This is a genomic window from Streptomyces sp. NPDC052107, assembly GCF_040680215.1.
Lineage (GTDB): Bacteria > Actinomycetota > Actinomycetes > Streptomycetales > Streptomycetaceae > Streptomyces.
In genome coordinates, this window is sequence record NZ_JBFAWG010000120.1 from 1 (window position 1) to 14900 (window position 14900).

Sequence of the window (14900 nt, forward strand, 5' to 3'; positions counted from 1 at the left end):
ATGGGCGCACCCACTCCCTCCCCCCAGCCTCCGGCAGCCCTCGGGGACCGGGGGTAGCGCCCGGGCCCCGGTGGCCTGCCGGGGCCGACCCTACCTGACGTGCTCGTGGCTGTCTTGGCCGAACAGCCGCACCGGCAAAGCCCGGTGCACGAGCCGCTGGCCGCGCCGGCGGTCGTTTCGACGCCTGCACGGATCCACCTTCACCGACCGCAGCGGGGCCGCGGCAGCACCCGGATGGCTCCTGTTCTTCGCAGAACTGCTTGGCGGCGGCCAAGTTCATGGCCCATTTGTCGGCTTGCGTACGCCGTACGAGCGGTTTCTCGTCCTCGGCCGCGGGCAGTGACCCGCGTCACACCCGGCTCCTGTCAGCAATCGGGGCGCCGTCTCGTTCAAGGGGCACGCGAACCAGACAGGAGCAACGCCATGAAGCACCGCATCGTCGTACTCGGCGCCGGATACGCCGGGGCCTTCGCCGCCGGAAACCTGGCCCGCCGACTGTCCCCCGCCGACACCGAGATCACCATCATCAACGCCCTGCCCGACTTCGTTGAGCGGATGCGGCTCCACCAGCTCGCGATCGGACAGGACGTCGCGTTCCGCAAGCTCGCCGACGTATTCGCGGGCACCGGGGTACGGCTGCGCCTGGCGCGCGTCAGCGGCGTCGACCCCGAGCGCAGGACCGTCGCCGTGACCGGCGAGGACGGCGATGGCGAACTCACGTACGACACCCTTCTGTACGCGCTCGGCAGCTCCGTAGCCGACCATGGCGTGCCCGGCGTGGCCGAGTACGCATTCGATGTGACCGGCCTGTCCTCGGCGCTGCGCCTGCGCGAGCACCTGGCCGGTCTGGGCGAGGGCGGCACCGTGCTGGTCGTCGGTGAGGGACTGACCGGTATCGAGACCGCCACCGAGTTCGCCGAGTCCCGGCCCGACCTCTCGGTCGCGCTCGCCGCCCGCGGCGAGCTGGGCGCCTGGCTCTCCCCCAAGGCCCGCCGTCACCTGCGCCAAGCCTTCGACCGGCTGGGCATCACCGTCCACGAGCACAGCGGCATCGAAGCCGTCGAGCCGACACGGGCGATTGCCGCCGACGGTACGTCCATCCCCGCCGACGTGACCGTGTGGTCGGCCGGGTTCGCCGTACACCCCATCGCGGCCGCCAGCAGCCTGGAGGTCGCCGAGACCGGCCAGATTGTCGTCGACCGCACCATGCGCTCGGTCTCGCACCCGAACGTCTACGCCGTCGGTGACTGCGCCTACGCGATCGGCGAGAACGGCCGGCCGCTGCCGATGTCCTGCGCCTCGGCTGGCTACACCAACATGCAGGCGACCGCCGCGATCATCGCGCGCCTGACGGGCAGCGAGGTCCCGACCACCGGGCTGAAGTACCACGGCAACCACATCAGCCTCGGGCGGCGAGACGCGATCTTCCAGATGGTGGACGGGGACGTCCGGTCGAAGCCCTGGTACCTGGGCGGCCGGCCCGCCGTGTGGCTCAAGTCGGGCATCCTCAAGGGGGCGGGGTGGAGCATCGACCACCCGACCTTCGGCATGCCGAAGCGCAAGCGCCGCCTGGCCACCGCGCCCGACCGGGCCGGTGTGAGGGCCGCCGCCGCATAGGCTGCTCCGCATGGACAGCGCAGCCATCGATCGGTTCGAGGCCAGCCGGGGCCGGCTGGCCTCGCTCGCGTACCGTCTGCTCGGCTCGGCCGCCGACGCCGAGGACGCCGTGCAGGACACGTTCCTGCGCTGGCAGGCCGCAGACCGCGAACGGGTCGAGGAGCCGCAAGCGTGGCTGACCAAGGTCGTCACCAATCTCTGCCTCGACCGGCTCCGCTCGGCGCAGGCGCGCCACGAGCGAGCGGCCGGTGCCTGGCTGCCCGAGCCGCTCCTCGAGGGCGACCCGATGCTCGGCCCGGCCGACACCTTCGAGCAGCGCGAATCGGTGTCCTTGGCCGTACTGACCCTCATGGAGCGCCTCTCGCCGGTCGAGCGGGCCGCTTACGTCCTGCGTGAGGCCTTCTCGTACCCCCACGCCGAGATCGCCGGGATCCTCAACATCACCGAGTCCGCGAGCCAGCAGCATGTCCACCGGGCCCGACGCCGGGTCGCCGCCGAGCGCCGCGGCGGCGACGAGGTGGACCCCGCGTCCGCGCGCCGGATCGTCCAGGAGTTCCTCGCCGCGGCCACGTCGGGGCGCACCGAACGGCTGGTGGCGATGCTCACCGCCGACGCGACCGCCGTCTCGGACGGCGCCGGACTGGCCAGGCGGCTGCTGCGGTACAAGACGCGCGAGCGCATCGCCTCCTACGTGCGGGCCGGCTTCAAGCCCACTCCGGCGAAGCGGCGGCTGGCCGGCGGCTCCCCCGCGTTCCACATCGCGCTGGTCAATGGCTCCTGGGCCGTCCTCGCCGTGGTCGACGACCGGGTCATGGGCGCCGTGGCGTTCGAAGTCAGCGACGGCAAGGTCGCGTCCCTGCGCGGCATCGCCTCAGCGGACCGGCTCGCGCGCCTCAATGAGGCCTGGCGGCAGCACGAACCCGACGCGCCGGTCATCAACGCATGGTGACCAGAGCCACCGGAATCCAGTGACCTGGGTTGGAGCAAGGATGGCGCCTCTTCGGCCACGCGCTGCACAGCAGCACGGGGGACGAAGCATGTCGGTCTCCCGAACCAGACTCGGCTGTGCAGTTCGGATCCCCGATGGCCAACTGTCGGTCGACACAGTGGTCAACTACGAAGCGTCACGGAGGGCCGACCAGGGCGGATCCGAGCGCCCCTGGCCCCCTGTAGCTCGAAGTCACATGAGCGAGGCACTATCCGAACGGGAGCTCAACGACGTGCTGGACCGGGTGATCCTGCCGGCTGCCACGCGCCAGGTCACGCCCCAGGAGCGGCCGGTCGTGGTGATCGTCGGAGGCCAGCCCGCGCCGGAAAGACCGAAGTCGGCGACCTGGTCGAGGCAGTGCTCAAGCAACGCGGTGGGGCGGTGCGGATCTGCTGCGATCTCTACAAGCCTGCCCACCGGCACTACACCGCTCTGCTTGCCGCCGATGTCCGCACGGCTGGTGCGACGGTCCGGTTGGCCACGAGCCGCTGGCAGACTGAGGTCGAAAGTCACGTGCGAGCGTGGCGGTCCGACGCGGTCGTCGAATCCGCCCTCGCCTATCTGGCGGAGTTCCGCGCTTCGTCCGCGGCGTACCGGGGCTCCGGTCACCGGATCGAGGTGGTCGCGCTCGCGACACCGCAGGTGCTGAGCCAGTTCGGGATCCTGGACCGCTTCCTTGCGGAGGCGGCCTTGGGCTCGAACGGACGGTATGTGCCGTGGGAGAACCACGGCACCTGCGCGAGGAAGATGCTCTCCACCGTTGCTGTTATCGAGGCTGAGCAGTGGGCCGACCGCATCACCGTGGTCCGGCGCGACGGCACCGTCTTGTACGACAACGAGCTCGTCGGTGTCGTGTGACGGCGCCGGCCTGCCGCTGAGCGGGTCGTTGCCAACGGACGTTCCCGTCCGCGGACCGCTCAGAAGACGGCTGCCTTCCACCGCGATATCACCCATTCGGCACCTTCCGTCACCGTATCTGACGCTCGTCAGCCCGTACTCGGGCCCGAGGAGAATCCGAAGCCCGTAATGGATCGCCCACGCAGCGTCGACTTCGTCCGGCCCGTCTTGGTCGCCGTATCGGATCGCGAGGACACGCTTGAAGCCGTCCGCATCGCCGTCTCGTGATCACGCGGGCTCTCGGAGTGCTTCGCCTACGCAGGCGACGATGGTGCCGAACTCGCTGTGAGCATGGACGTACAGCTGGCTGAGTTGTCCGTAGGCGACGTGCAGTTTGCGGGGCCGCGGGTCCCGTTCACCGAAGTGCCGTTTCATGGCCTGCCTGAGGCAGTACCAGAACTCGATGAAGTCCAGCTCCTGGTCGTCAGTCATAGGTAGTGCGTACCAACAACGCGGGGCGGAGCGGCGGCGGCACTCCATCACGCGTTACTCGGATGAGGCATGGGACGGCCTCGTCGGTTGCATGGCGCCCACGCCGCCCGAACTACTCGGCAGCGTCGCCCTCCGCAGGGTGCTCGAGGTCGAGCTGCTCAACGAACCAGCCGAGCAGTTTCCCGCCGACATCGACGAATTGATGAGTCAGGGCGTCGTGGACCGGTCAGTGCTTTTGCTCTGCCGCGGCGAGGGCGTCTCGGTTGCCGACGACCACGCGTCCGCAGCCTGACGGTAGCTGGTCGGCCGCCATCGCCACTGCTGCCTCGGCCGTGTCTGCCTCACCGACGAAGTCGCCTCTGGACGGGCCCCACACCTCGAACCCCCCACCATTCCGGGGGCGTATGAACGGAACATCCCACGACCAGGGGTGCTCGGTGCACCGGCTGAAGTGCAGTTCCCACATACTGGTCCAGGGAAAAAGCTGCCGCAGCCGAGGTGCGGCGTAGGCGGCCCGCACCAACTCTTGGTCAACGTAACGCTCTGTCAACATGCTTCGCCATTCGGTCTCTGTGATGTCTGAAGCAGAACGATCTGTCATGATCAGCATCTTTCCAGGAGGACTCGACCGCAGGCCAGGGCAGACGGTCCCGGCCGGAAATTCCTGAGGGCCACCTCCACTGGAGTTGAGCCAGAACTCCGAAACGGACAGCAGTTGCTCAGCAGTTCGAGCAGCAGGCGGTCCCTGACCCGGGTCGAACAGTTCATGAGTTCCGACAGCGCTTCTTCACGTCTTCAGCCGTGATGCATGGGCCATGGTGAGCAGGAGGAGTCCGCAGGCAGCGACCACGATCCAGCCCGGGTGTGAGGCGTGTGCGAGCCCCTCCGGGCTGGCATGCGCGACCAGGCCGCCGCCGAGGGCGATGCCCAGCGCAGAACCGAATTGTCGTGCGGTGGACGTGATCGCCCCGCCCACGCCGGCTCGGGTGGGAGGCAGCCCGTTGACCGCGGTGTTGGTGAGCGGGGCGTTGGCGAAGCCGAACCCGATGCCGATGAGCAGGTAGGCCAGCAGGAGCAGGGGTACGCTCGTGTGCCGATCGAGCCCGAACAGGCACAGTCCGCCTGCCGTGATGAAGCCGCCGGCCAGGGTCAGTGGCAGCCGCGGTCCGATGCGACCGACCAGACGGCCGGACCAGGGTGCGCAGACTGTTGCGCCGACGGCCATGGGCAGGGTCGCCACTCCGGCGGCAAGTGGTGTGAATCCCCGCGTGTTTTGCAGGTAGAGAGTATTGAGCAGCAGCGTCACGTTCAGCGCGACGAAGACCGCCATGGCGCCCAGCACCGCGCTGCTGAACACCGGACTACGGAAGAGGCGCAGATCCATCAGCGGCGCGTGTTGGCGGGACTCGGCCCATACGAATCCGGCCGTCGCGAGGGAACCGAACCCATAGACGGTCAGCGCTGCGGGCGACGTCCAGCCGATGCGCGGCCCTTCGATGAGGGCCCCGACCCAGATCCCGATGACCACGGTCAGCAGGGCCTGACCCGGAACGTCGAGCCGCTGCGCCCGCGGCGCCCGGGACTCGGGCACGAACACCGCGCTGAGCACCAGGGCGGTCACGATGACCGGGGCGTTGATCCAGAACAGTGACCGCCAGCCGAACCCCGCGAGGAGAGCGCCGCCCGTGACCGGTCCGACGGCCATGCTGAGCCCGAAAACGGACGCCCAGACGCCAATCGCCTGCGCGCGCTCCCTCGGGTCGGGCATCGCGTTCACCACGATCGCGAGAGCCACGGGACTGAGCATCGAGGCGCCGATGCCCTGAACGGCACGGGCTGCGACGAGCGCGCCAACCGAAGGTGCGAGTGCGCAGACCAGCGAGGCCGCCCCGAACACGACCAACCCGGACTGGAAGATCCGTCGGCGTCCGAACCGGTCCGCCAGCGCGCCGGAGGAGATCAGCAGACCAGCCAGGACGATGGTGTACGCGTCCACGGTCCACTCGAGACTGCGAGTGCCGACGCTCAGGCCGCGCCCGATGGCGGGCAGGCCCACGTTGACGATGGTGGTGTCCAGGCCCACCAGGAACATGCTCAGGCAGCAGACGGCCAGCACCGTCCAGCGCCTGCGCGCGCTCAGAGCGGGCGCAGGAGGGTGAGTCGTCGTCGCAGTCATTGGTTGCCTCTCACATCCGGGAGTACCTGCCCGGCAAGGCTCAGTCAGGCCGACAAGCACCGACCAGCACTTTTGCGAGGACCGCAAAGAACCGCACACTGAGCCACGTGGACGCAGAACTGGAACAGATCCTCGACGACATCGGGCCACGGCTTCGCACGTTGCGCCGGGACCGAGGACTCACTCTGGAGGCGCTGGCAACCACGACCGGGATCTCAGTGAGCACACTGTCCCGTCTTGAGTCGGGCATACGGCGCCCGACCCTGGACCTGCTCATCCCGCTCGCACGGGCGCACCGTGTCGCGCTCGACCAACTGGTGGCCGCACCGGCCACCGGTGACCCCCGGGCGCATCTGAGGCCCTTGCGCAGAGGTGACGGCAGCATCCTCGTGCCCCTGACCCAGTACCCGGGCCGGGTGCAGGTGTTCAAGCACGTACTGGCTCCCCGCGAGCCGAAGCTGGTGACTCACGACGGCTACGAGTGGCTCTACGTCCTCGCAGGCGAGCTACGCCTCATCCTCGGAGAACACGAATGCATTCTCCGCCCCGGCGAAGTCGCCGAGTTCGACACCAAAGAACCCCACTGGTTCGGTCCGGCGAACACGAGCGCCGTGGAGATCCTGCACTTGTTCGGACCGCGAGGCGACCAAGCCGTCGTCCGCGCGAGACCCCCGGCCACCGATCCCTCCCGGGCGACCACCGCACCCCCACCGTCAACAATGTCATAATCGCAATACATATGTCCCCTGGCATCGAAGTTTGATCTTTGCCTCTTTGCCATCGATTCCTACCGATTTCTTCGGGTTGTTGTCGGTAGCGGGGTGAATGTGAGTCCGATGCGCTCGGCGGGAGACTAGAGCCGCTTCCACGCTGCCTGCCATCCTCGCCGCCGTGGCCGACAGCCTGTCGTTGGACAACTGCGTTCGTCGGTCGACTCAACCTGGGACGGGGCTGTCCGCGCCTGGTGAGGCGTCCCCCTGAGCAGTGACGATCAGAAGGAGCACCATGGCGATCTTGGTGACCGGAGCCACCGGTAATGTCGGCCGGCACGTGGTCCGGCAACTCGTTGAGTCCGCCGCGGAGGTGCGGGCTCTGACCCGCAGCCCACGCACGGCGGGGTTCCCGGAAGTCGTGCGCATGGTTGCGGGAGATCTCCTGCAACCGGAATCATTCGCCGACGCGTTGAAGGGCGTCGACCGGATGTATCTCTTCCCAGTCACCGAAACGGCATGGGAAGTGGCTGCCTTGGCACGGCAGGCTGGAGTGCGCCGCATTGTGGTGCTGTCCTCCGGGGCTATCACGACAGGCTTCGACAGCGGCTTCCACTTGCCGGTCGAGCAGGCCGTAGAGGCGTCGGGGCTAGAGTGGACTCACGTGCGCCCCGGCGAGTTCGCGATGAACAAGCTGGCCCTGTGGGGCCCGTCCATCCGTGCCGAGGGCGTGGTGCGCGACCCCAACCCCGACGCGGCCTGGTGCCCGGTGCACGAGCAGGACATCGCCGATGTCGCGGCGCTGGCTCTGCTGGAGGACGGACACTGCGGACGGGCGTACACCCTCAACGGCCCCGAAATGTTGTCGCATCGTCGACAGGTCGAACTCATCGCCGAGGCCATCTGGCGCCCGATCCGTTTTCAAGTACCAGCCATGGCCTCCTCGTCGCCCTGCGGTCCGGCAACCGCAAGGTCTTCGCGATCAATCCGCTCGCCGCCGCCCGCCACCGCGACCGCCACGGTGTCAGCCGCAAGAAGTCCGACCCCGGCGACGCACTGGTCCTGGCGAACATCCTGCGCACCGACATGCACGCCCACCGGCCGCTGCCGGCCGACTCCCAACTCGCCCAGGCCATCACGGTTCTGGCCCGCGCCCAACAGGACGCCGTCTGGAGCCGACAGCAGGTCGCCAACCAGGTCCGCTCACTACTGCGCGAGTACTACCCCGTCGTCCTGCACGCCTTTCAGGGCGAGGAAGGGGGCCTGACCAGGCCCGACGCCCGCGTCATCCTCACCTTGGCACCGACGCCTGCGAAGGCCGCAAAACTCACCCTCGCCCAGCTACGGGCCGCCCTCAAACGCAGCGGACGCACCCGACGCCTTCGACGCCGAGGGCGAACGGCTGCGGGACATCCTCCGTGCCGAGTACGCCCGCCAGCGTCCTGCTGTCGAAGACCCCTTCGGCCATCAGCTCCTGGCGCTGCTCAAGCAACTAGACGCCGCCTGCCAGGCCGCGGACAACCTCGCGGAGGCGGTCGAGGCCGCCTTACGCCAGCACGCCGACAGCGAGATCCTGCTCAGCTTCCCCGGACTGGGCCCCCTGCTCGGAGCCCGTGTCCTTGCCGAACTCGGCGACGATCGGGCCCGGTTCGCCAACGCCAGGGCCCTGAAGTCCCATGCCGGCACCGCGCCGATCACCCGGGGCTCTGGCAGGAAGCACTTCGTCTGACGCCGCTTCATCAAGAACAACCGCCTCACGAACGCCGGGTTCCTCTGGGCCATTGCCGCCCTCACTGCCTCGCCCGGAGCCAACGCCCGCTACCCGGCGCCGCCGCGAGCACGGAGACTGGCACGCTGCCGCTCAGCGCCACTTGCTGAACCGATTCCTCGGCCAGCTCCACCACTGCCTCCAGACCCGGCAGCCCTTCGACGAACAACGCGCCTTCGCACCACTCCTTCAAGCGCCTGCATAACCCGCAAGCCCGCCTGGCTTCGTCCACGAGAACGGCAGCGCTTCGACAGATCCGCGCTGTCGAAGCACGAGCTCAATCGGACGATGTGACCGGGGACCACATGCCGAACCACTGCTGGGCGCCATAGGCATCAAACCGCTCCACCTCGATGAACCCCAGCTTCGCCGCGAGGCGCATCGAGCGGACGTTGGCGGTCTGGGTGGCGAGCACCACTGGTTCGCCGGGAAGCGCGCCGGCGAACCAGTCGAGTGCCGCTGCGCACGCCTCGGCCGCGTACCCGTGTCCCCACGCCTGCGGCAGGAACAGGTAGCCGAGCTCGGCTTTCCCGGCACCCTGACGAAGGTGCCCCGTGTCTTTGGTGAGTGTGATCTGGCCGATCATCACTTTGTCGAGATCGACTATGAAAAGGCCGGGGCGCCGGCTGGGTGCCCCGGGCATCGCGTGCTCGAGTTCGTCACGCGGTTGAGGGCCACCGAGGTAGGTGCCTACCTCTGGCGAAGCCAGCAGCTCGATGACCGCGGCACGGTCCCGGGCCTCGGGCTCACGGAGCACGAGTCTCTCGGTCTTGATCGGGGCAGGCGGCCAGGCGACGGGTCCGAGCTCGGTCATGCCGGTCAGCTAATCAGCAGGCTCGGCAGCGATCAAGATTCGCGGGGGGATCGCCGGTTTCATGGCCCACAAGCCCGACCACCGAGGGGCGCGCTTGACTTCCTAGCCCCCTGAGATGTCTTTGAGAGCCCGAACGTGGGACCCGTCCACGGCGCCGTCGTCCAACTCCAGAAGCTCCGCCTGGCGTAGCTCGGTCAGCAGGGCGGCGTGCAGGCGGGGCCAGACGCCGGCCTCGGTCCAGTCCCGCAGTCGGCACCACGCCGTCACCCCGAAGCAGCCCACGGTCTCGGCGGGAACGTCGCGCCATGCGACACCGGTCCGCACCACGTACAGCACGCCCGCGAGTGCCGTGCGGTCTGCAACACGCAAGCGACCAGGATAGCGGCGGCGCCGTTCAGGAACAGGCGGCAGCAGCGGAGCCACACGCTCCCACAGGTCATCCGGAACAAGGCCAGAACGCGCTCGGACGCCCTGTCGAACAAGATCGCCAAGCGCAAGACCACCGGGCTCAACTCATTCTGAAACGATCAGTAATGCCGTGCACAACGGTCGCGTGTTCCACCATGGTCCCCATGTTGGCCGCCGGGACTCGGACTGCCGCCCGCCGACTGGGGCCGAACCGTATCTCGGCCGGCTACGTGTGCCAGGCACCGCGCGACGCGGAACCCGGCAAGGGGGTCCCCACCGACCCTGGTGAAGATCACGTGAGGCCGTCTAGGGGCAGTTCGTCCACACGCTCGCCCGTGACCAGGTAAACCACGCGCTGAGCGACCGCTACCGCATGGTCGGCGAACCGTTCGTAGTAGCGGCCGACCAGCGTGACATCCACGGCCGTCTCCACACCGTGATGCCACCGCTCATCCATCAGGTGCTGGAAGATCGTGCGGTGCAGTTCGTCCATGCGGTCGTCGTCCTTCTCCAAGTGGAGGGCCGCATCGACGTCGTGGGTGATGAGTACCTCGGCGACCTGTGCCATCAGGCGCTGCGCGAGCTGGCCCATCTCCAAAATCGTGCGGCGCAGATCGCGCGGCACCGCGTCCTCGGGGAAGCGCATCCGTGCCAGCTTGGCCACATGCTGGGCCAAGACACCACAGCGCTCCAGGTCTGCACTCATGCGCAGCGAGGTGACCACGACCCGCAGGTCCGTGGCAACCGGCTGCTGTCGCGCCAGAACAGCAACCGCCCGGTCCTCCAAGTCACGCTGCAGGTCATCAACCCTCTCCCTGCCTGAGATCACGTTCTCGGCGAGCTGCAGATCGGCGTCCAGGAGAGCGGTCGTGGCCATACCCATGGCCGAGCCGACCACGCTCGCCATCTCCACCAGGCCCTCGCTGATCGACGCCAGCTCCTCGTGGTAGGCCTCCCGCATCGCTTCCTCCCGTCCAGTCGTGTCTGTGCCGGCCTCGGCTCGCTGCCAAGGCTCGCACATTACGCATGGCGTACCGGCCGCTGACAGCCAGCAACGTCACCACTGGTCTGGCAGCGATCAGGCAGGCCCGTGGGCAGACGGCGCAGCTGCGGTCGGCCCAGCCCCGCGCGCTTCTGCCTGGCAAGCCGGGCACAGTTCGTGCCGCCCCTCATCGGTGATCACGGTCCCCCACCCCAGACACGTTTCGCAGCCGCGGGCCAGGACCGGGTTGGCGCGAGGCGTAGGCCGGGGAGCGGCGTGGGCTGCATGGGTCATGAGGGGCCCTCCTCGGTGATCCAAAGAGCCGACATGGGGCCTTTTAGACCTTTTACGCAGATTAGAGGCGGCACCCATTCGGAGTAAACCCGATCGCGTCCGGCTTCCCGAGGTGGGTGGAGTCTCAATGGGCGAGTCAAGCCGTACACGATCTTGAAAGCCGTCGTGGCGCGAGCCACCGTGGGTTCAAATCCCACACCCACCGCGCAGGTGAACGGCCCCTGACCAGGCGAATCGGTCAGGGGCCGTTGCGTTGTGCCGTGCCCGCTCTACACCGCAGTTCCCCGCGGTTCCCCGTGCGATCGGGCACGGATGGGGCACGGGCACCTTCTGATCCGTAGCTCTGCAGAGATCGGTCATTGAAGGTCATACAGGCTGCCACGAGGCCCATGCGGGCCAGTGTTGGGCCCTGAGCTGCCCCGAGTTTCGTAGCGGCCGATCTTGTGTGTTTCAGGCTGCGTTCGGGGGGGCCGAAGAACGGTAGTAGGCCGCTTCGAACTCCTCGGGCGGGAGTAGTCGGGTGCGGAGTGCAGGCGCTCGGTGTTGTACCAGCCGACCCATTGCACGACGGCGCGTTCGACCTGGCCAGCCTCGTGCCAAGGGCCTTGGTGCTCGATCAGCTCGGCTTTGAAGGTGCCGTTGAGGGCCTCGGCCATCGCATTGTCGTACGAGTCCGCAACAGAGCCCACCGACGCGGCAGCGCCGACGTCCATCAGCCGTTCGCTGTAGCGGATCGACACGTATTGACTGCCGCGATCACTCTGATGAATCAGGCCCGATCCTTGCTTGATGCCCCGGCGCCACAAGGCCGTCTCCAGGGCATCGAGAGGGAGATCGGTGCGCATGTGAGTCGCGAGCTGCCATCCCACGATCGTCGGAGAGTAGACGTCGAGGACGAACGCGACGTAGACCCGGCCGGACCAGGTCCGGACATAGGTCAAGTCCGCCAGCCAGAGCTGGTTCGGCCGGGTCGCGGTGAAGAGCCGGTTGACCAGTTCCGGCGGGCGCGGGGCCATCGGCTCGGGCACCGTGGTCCGGCGGCGCCGGCCGCGGATGACGCCCTCCACGCCGTCCTCGCGCATCAGCCGTTCGATGGTGCAGCGGGCCGCGGTGACTCCCTCGCGCCGCAGCTGGCGGTGGATCCTGCGGGCGCCATAGGTCTCGCCGGAGGCGGCGTGAGCTGGACGGATCTTCGTCAGCAGTTGCTCGTCTCGCAGGCGCCGGGCGGACTTCGGGCGCCTGCGGCGGGCGTTGTATGCCGAGACCGAAAGGCCAGCTCCCGGCAGACCGGCTCGACCCCGAAGTCGTCGCGGAGGTGGTTGATCACCGCGTCGGCCTCGTGCGGGGCTGGTCGGTGAAAGTCGGCCCGGGGCGCGGTTCCGGCCTTTCGGCCGGTCCGTTTCCCCGGACCGCTTCCCGAACCCGGCGGGCACCTCTCAATGCACCGGGCTCTCCACAAGCCCCGGAAAAGGCTGCGTGTTGGAGATTCTCATCCCGAGATGGGCCAGGGGGCCGGGATAACTGATCCCCGATATCGGTAGCGGGTCGTGCCTACTTTCTCGGGATTGAACAGCTCCCTGTTCTCACTGGCGGGCCACCATCCGCCGTCGCAGTAGCGGTTGCGGATTTCCTTCCAGGTGAACCGGCGGTGTTTGCGCCGCATCCATCGCCATACCGTCTGCCACGTGTAGTGACTCAGATAGGCGAAGGTCACGGAGGAAACACCAGGCCGGAAGTAAGCACACCAGCCCCGCAGCGCCATATTCAGCCGACGCAGCAGGTCATCCAACGGTTGATTCACTTCGACCTCACGGCACAGCGCCTTGACCTTCCGCTTCACCGCCTGGACGGCCTTCTTCGCGGGATAGGTATAGACGTAGTGCTGGCTGGTTCCCCTCTTCCGGTGGCGCTGGAGGTGCCACCCGAGAAAATCCAGTCCTTCCTCGATATGGGTGATCAGGGTCTTCTCCGGAGACAGGCGCAAACCCATCGACGACAAGACCTCCGCGATCTTCTCGCGCAGGATCTCGGCATCCGCCCGGGAGCCGAACACCATGAGGCACCAGTCGTCCGCATACCGCACCAGGCGGTACGTCGGCAGACCGTGACGGTGCCGTCTGGCCCGTTCCACCTTCCCAGCCCCGGGCCCTCCTGGCGCCTGGGCGATGTACTCGTCCAGGACCGAGAGCGCCACGTTGCTGAGCAAGGGCGAGAGAATCGACCCCTGTGGGGTGCCGGCGGTGGTCTCCCGCAGCAGACGGTCCTCACCGAGGATGCCCGCCTTGAGAAAAGCCTTCACCAGATCCAGTACGCGTTTGTCTCCGACTCGACGCCGCACCCGGTCCATCAGGGCCGCATGCGAGATTTCATCGAAGCAGGCCGTGATATCGCCCTCCACGATCCACTCGTAATTGCGTGGTCTCGAAGCGAGATAGCGCACCTCGGCTACCGCGTCATGAGCCCGGCGATTCGGACGGAACCCGTAGGAACACGGGAGGAAGTCCGCCTCGAAAATTGGCTCCAGCACCAGCTTCAAGGATGCCTGGACCACCCGGTCGGCGATAGTCGCAATCCCCAGACGGCGTAGCTTCCCACCGGCCTTCGGGATCATGCGCTCCCGCACTGGAAGCGGGCGGAAACTACGGTCCTTCACCTGTGACCGCAGTTCATCGAGAAATTCCTCGACACCTTGCCCGGCCTCGACGGAACGGGCCGTGCGCCCGTCCACTCCGGCCGTGCGGGCACCCTTGTTGCCCCGCACCCGATCCCAGGCCACCAGAAGGAACCCAGGATCGGAAACGAGGTTGTAAAGGTCATCGAACCTGCGATGAGAATCATCACGAGCCCAACGGTGCAGCTTGGTCTGGATATTCAGTACCCGTCGCTCCGCCATATATAAGGCGTGCTCCAGTTCGTCGGTATTCACCAGCGAAAACCTCCCGGCATTCCAGCACTTCGACTGCTGACTTGCTGGCCCCCTTCGCCCTGCGGCCGTCTCTCACGGCCTCCATGGCGGGTCGTCACGCCCGCGACTACTACGGGGCCTCCGCCCCATCCCACGGCCTTCAGTCGGCAACGGACCTGCCCGCCACCGGACTGGCTGTCCGGCGGGAGGGCGACCGCGGATGGTTCCCACGTTCACCATGTGATCGATCGGTCAGGGAGGCGTCCAGCTCTACTCCGGCAGCATCGCCACGTCTACGCCGCAGACTTTCAACGTGGCCTCCCCACCGTCAGAGCTACACGGCTTCGGAGTTGAGACCCCGGCTCATCGAGCCGACGTCCCACGCACTGCACACCGGCCCATATCCACCAGATTTGACCCGGCTTCGCTGTTACGGAGCGTCAACCACTGGTTCGCTCTCGCTACACCTTCTGACCTCGCTGAACGGGCCCGCGCCGTCTGGCAGTTCCAGCACGACCCGCCGTTGTCGGGGCCGCTTGTCACCCTCACCGGCGTTCCCCGGATCAGGCTGCCCCCAAGCTTCGATCAGGCCGCTACGACGGCCCGACGGAAGTGGTCTTTCACCACCTCTCGATCAACATCGCGCCTCGTGGCGCACAGCTCCTTCGCGAAAAACACCGAGGCAGCCTTCAGGATTTCATTCGCCCCGCCTCAACCCGGCGTTTTATCTGCGGAGTTGGGTGAGTTCGTTCTTCTCGGCCGTGGTGAGCAGATCAGGCCGGTCGCCCTGGTCGGCCTCGGCATGGCGGACCCATTGCCGCAGGGCTTCCTTGTGGATACCAAGATCCCGGGCGACATGCGCAACCGGACGGCCCGAGCTCTGGACCTCGCGGATGGCTCGCTCACGCA

13 protein-coding genes, 1 tRNA gene and 3 pseudogenes are annotated in these 14900 nt (G+C 67.6%); 8 read left to right on the top strand and 9 right to left on the bottom strand.

Annotation, left to right across the window (positions count from 1 at the left end):
• The first annotated feature begins 423 nt into the window (after positions 1 to 423).
• From AB0M27_RS42770 to AB0M27_RS42780, 3 genes are all read left to right on the top strand, one after another.
• Positions 424 to 1617: an FAD-dependent oxidoreductase gene (locus AB0M27_RS42770; RefSeq protein WP_365730830.1), complete on the top strand. Its 1194-nt coding sequence runs from the start codon at positions 424 to 426 to the stop codon at positions 1615 to 1617.
• 10 nt (positions 1618 to 1627) lie between these two features.
• On the top strand, positions 1628 to 2566 hold the full coding sequence (locus AB0M27_RS42775; protein ID WP_365730834.1) for a sigma-70 family RNA polymerase sigma factor: 939 nt from the start codon (positions 1628 to 1630) through the stop codon (positions 2564 to 2566).
• A 420-nt stretch (positions 2567 to 2986) separates the two neighbouring features.
• Positions 2987 to 3463 (top strand): zeta toxin family protein, encoded by a 477-nt coding sequence (locus tag AB0M27_RS42780; protein ID WP_365730852.1) that lies wholly within the window; start codon positions 2987 to 2989, stop codon positions 3461 to 3463.
• A gap of 267 nt (positions 3464 to 3730) precedes the next feature.
• Here the strand turns inward: AB0M27_RS42780 and AB0M27_RS42785 are convergent, their stop codons facing one another.
• Positions 3731 to 3934, bottom strand: a complete 204-nt coding sequence (locus tag AB0M27_RS42785) for a hypothetical protein (RefSeq protein WP_365730836.1) — start codon at positions 3932 to 3934, stop codon at positions 3731 to 3733.
• A gap of 91 nt (positions 3935 to 4025) precedes the next feature.
• Between AB0M27_RS42785 and AB0M27_RS42790 the strand changes: the two genes are divergently transcribed.
• A complete protein-coding gene (locus AB0M27_RS42790) occupies positions 4026 to 4226 on the top strand; it encodes a hypothetical protein (RefSeq protein ID WP_365730856.1) in 201 nt (66 codons plus the stop codon).
• Here the strand turns inward: AB0M27_RS42790 and AB0M27_RS42795 are convergent.
• Positions 4161 to 4544, bottom strand: coding sequence for a DUF6193 family natural product biosynthesis protein (locus AB0M27_RS42795; RefSeq protein WP_365730838.1), 384 nt, complete (start codon positions 4542 to 4544; stop codon positions 4161 to 4163). The two genes, AB0M27_RS42790 and AB0M27_RS42795, sit on opposite strands and share 66 nt — an antisense overlap.
• A 177-nt stretch (positions 4545 to 4721) precedes the next feature.
• Positions 4722 to 6110, bottom strand: a complete 1389-nt coding sequence (locus AB0M27_RS42800; protein ID WP_365730840.1) for an MFS transporter — start codon at positions 6108 to 6110, stop codon at positions 4722 to 4724.
• Between the two features lie 107 nt (positions 6111 to 6217).
• On the opposite strand from AB0M27_RS42800, the gene AB0M27_RS42805 reads away from it, so the two are divergent.
• The 3 genes and pseudogenes from AB0M27_RS42805 to AB0M27_RS42815 all read left to right on the top strand — a co-directional run.
• The gene (locus AB0M27_RS42805) at positions 6218 to 6838 is read left to right on the top strand and encodes an XRE family transcriptional regulator (protein ID WP_365730842.1); all 621 of its coding nucleotides are present in this window, start codon (positions 6218 to 6220) and stop codon (positions 6836 to 6838) included.
• A gap of 277 nt (positions 6839 to 7115) precedes the next feature.
• A pseudogene (locus AB0M27_RS42810) lies at positions 7116 to 7733 on the top strand (NAD(P)H-binding protein); the annotation flags it as partial.
• 14 nt (positions 7734 to 7747) lie between these two features.
• Positions 7748 to 8793 (top strand): annotated as a pseudogene (locus AB0M27_RS42815) (IS110 family transposase); the annotation flags it as partial.
• A gap of 72 nt (positions 8794 to 8865) precedes the next feature.
• Here AB0M27_RS42815 and AB0M27_RS42820 read toward each other — a convergent pair.
• The 3 genes and pseudogenes from AB0M27_RS42820 to phoU form a co-directional block, all read right to left on the bottom strand.
• Positions 8866 to 9402 (bottom strand): GNAT family N-acetyltransferase, encoded by a 537-nt coding sequence (locus tag AB0M27_RS42820; RefSeq protein ID WP_365730844.1) that lies wholly within the window; start codon positions 9400 to 9402, stop codon positions 8866 to 8868.
• 120 nt (positions 9403 to 9522) lie between these two features.
• Positions 9523 to 9837, bottom strand: a pseudogene (locus AB0M27_RS42825) (transposase); the annotation flags it as partial.
• Positions 9838 to 10102: 265 nt separating this feature from the next.
• Entirely contained in the window at positions 10103 to 10771 is a 669-nt protein-coding gene (phoU, locus tag AB0M27_RS42830) for a phosphate signaling complex protein PhoU (RefSeq protein ID WP_365730846.1), read from the bottom strand.
• Between the two features lie 426 nt (positions 10772 to 11197).
• Here phoU and AB0M27_RS42835 point away from each other — a divergent pair.
• Positions 11198 to 11291, top strand: a tRNA-OTHER gene (locus AB0M27_RS42835).
• A 151-nt stretch (positions 11292 to 11442) separates the two neighbouring features.
• Here AB0M27_RS42835 and AB0M27_RS42840 read toward each other — a convergent pair.
• The 3 genes from AB0M27_RS42840 to AB0M27_RS42850 form a co-directional block, all read right to left on the bottom strand.
• Positions 11443 to 12519, bottom strand: a complete 1077-nt coding sequence (locus tag AB0M27_RS42840) for an IS3 family transposase (RefSeq protein WP_365730848.1) — start codon at positions 12517 to 12519, stop codon at positions 11443 to 11445.
• A gap of 56 nt (positions 12520 to 12575) precedes the next feature.
• Positions 12576 to 14012 carry a group II intron reverse transcriptase/maturase gene (gene ltrA, locus AB0M27_RS42845; RefSeq protein WP_365730850.1) on the bottom strand — a complete coding sequence of 479 codons (1437 nt, stop codon included), beginning with the start codon at positions 14010 to 14012 and terminating at the stop codon, positions 12576 to 12578.
• Between the two features lie 703 nt (positions 14013 to 14715).
• A complete protein-coding gene (locus tag AB0M27_RS42850) occupies positions 14716 to 14886 on the bottom strand; it encodes a transposase (protein WP_365730854.1) in 171 nt (56 codons plus the stop codon).
• Between the last annotated feature and the right edge of the window lie 14 nt (positions 14887 to 14900).

What these genes read in the sequence shown, in the direction of transcription:
- AB0M27_RS42770 (WP_365730830.1), top strand. Translation starts at nt 424, where the DNA reads ATGAAGCACCGCATCGTCGTACTCGGCGCCGGATACGCCGGGGCCTTC.
- AB0M27_RS42775 (WP_365730834.1), top strand. Translation starts at nt 1,628, where the DNA reads ATGGACAGCGCAGCCATCGATCGGTTCGAGGCCAGCCGGGGCCGGCTG.
- AB0M27_RS42785 (WP_365730836.1), bottom strand. Translation starts at nt 3,934, where the DNA reads ATGACTGACGACCAGGAGCTGGACTTCATCGAGTTCTGGTACTGCCTC.
- AB0M27_RS42790 (WP_365730856.1), top strand. Translation starts at nt 4,026, where the DNA reads ATGGCGCCCACGCCGCCCGAACTACTCGGCAGCGTCGCCCTCCGCAGG.
- AB0M27_RS42795 (WP_365730838.1), bottom strand. Translation starts at nt 4,544, where the DNA reads ATGCTGATCATGACAGATCGTTCTGCTTCAGACATCACAGAGACCGAA.
- AB0M27_RS42800 (WP_365730840.1), bottom strand. Translation starts at nt 6,110, where the DNA reads ATGACTGCGACGACGACTCACCCTCCTGCGCCCGCTCTGAGCGCGCGC.
- AB0M27_RS42820 (WP_365730844.1), bottom strand. Translation starts at nt 9,402, where the DNA reads ATGACCGAGCTCGGACCCGTCGCCTGGCCGCCTGCCCCGATCAAGACC.
- phoU (WP_365730846.1), bottom strand. Translation starts at nt 10,771, where the DNA reads ATGCGGGAGGCCTACCACGAGGAGCTGGCGTCGATCAGCGAGGGCCTG.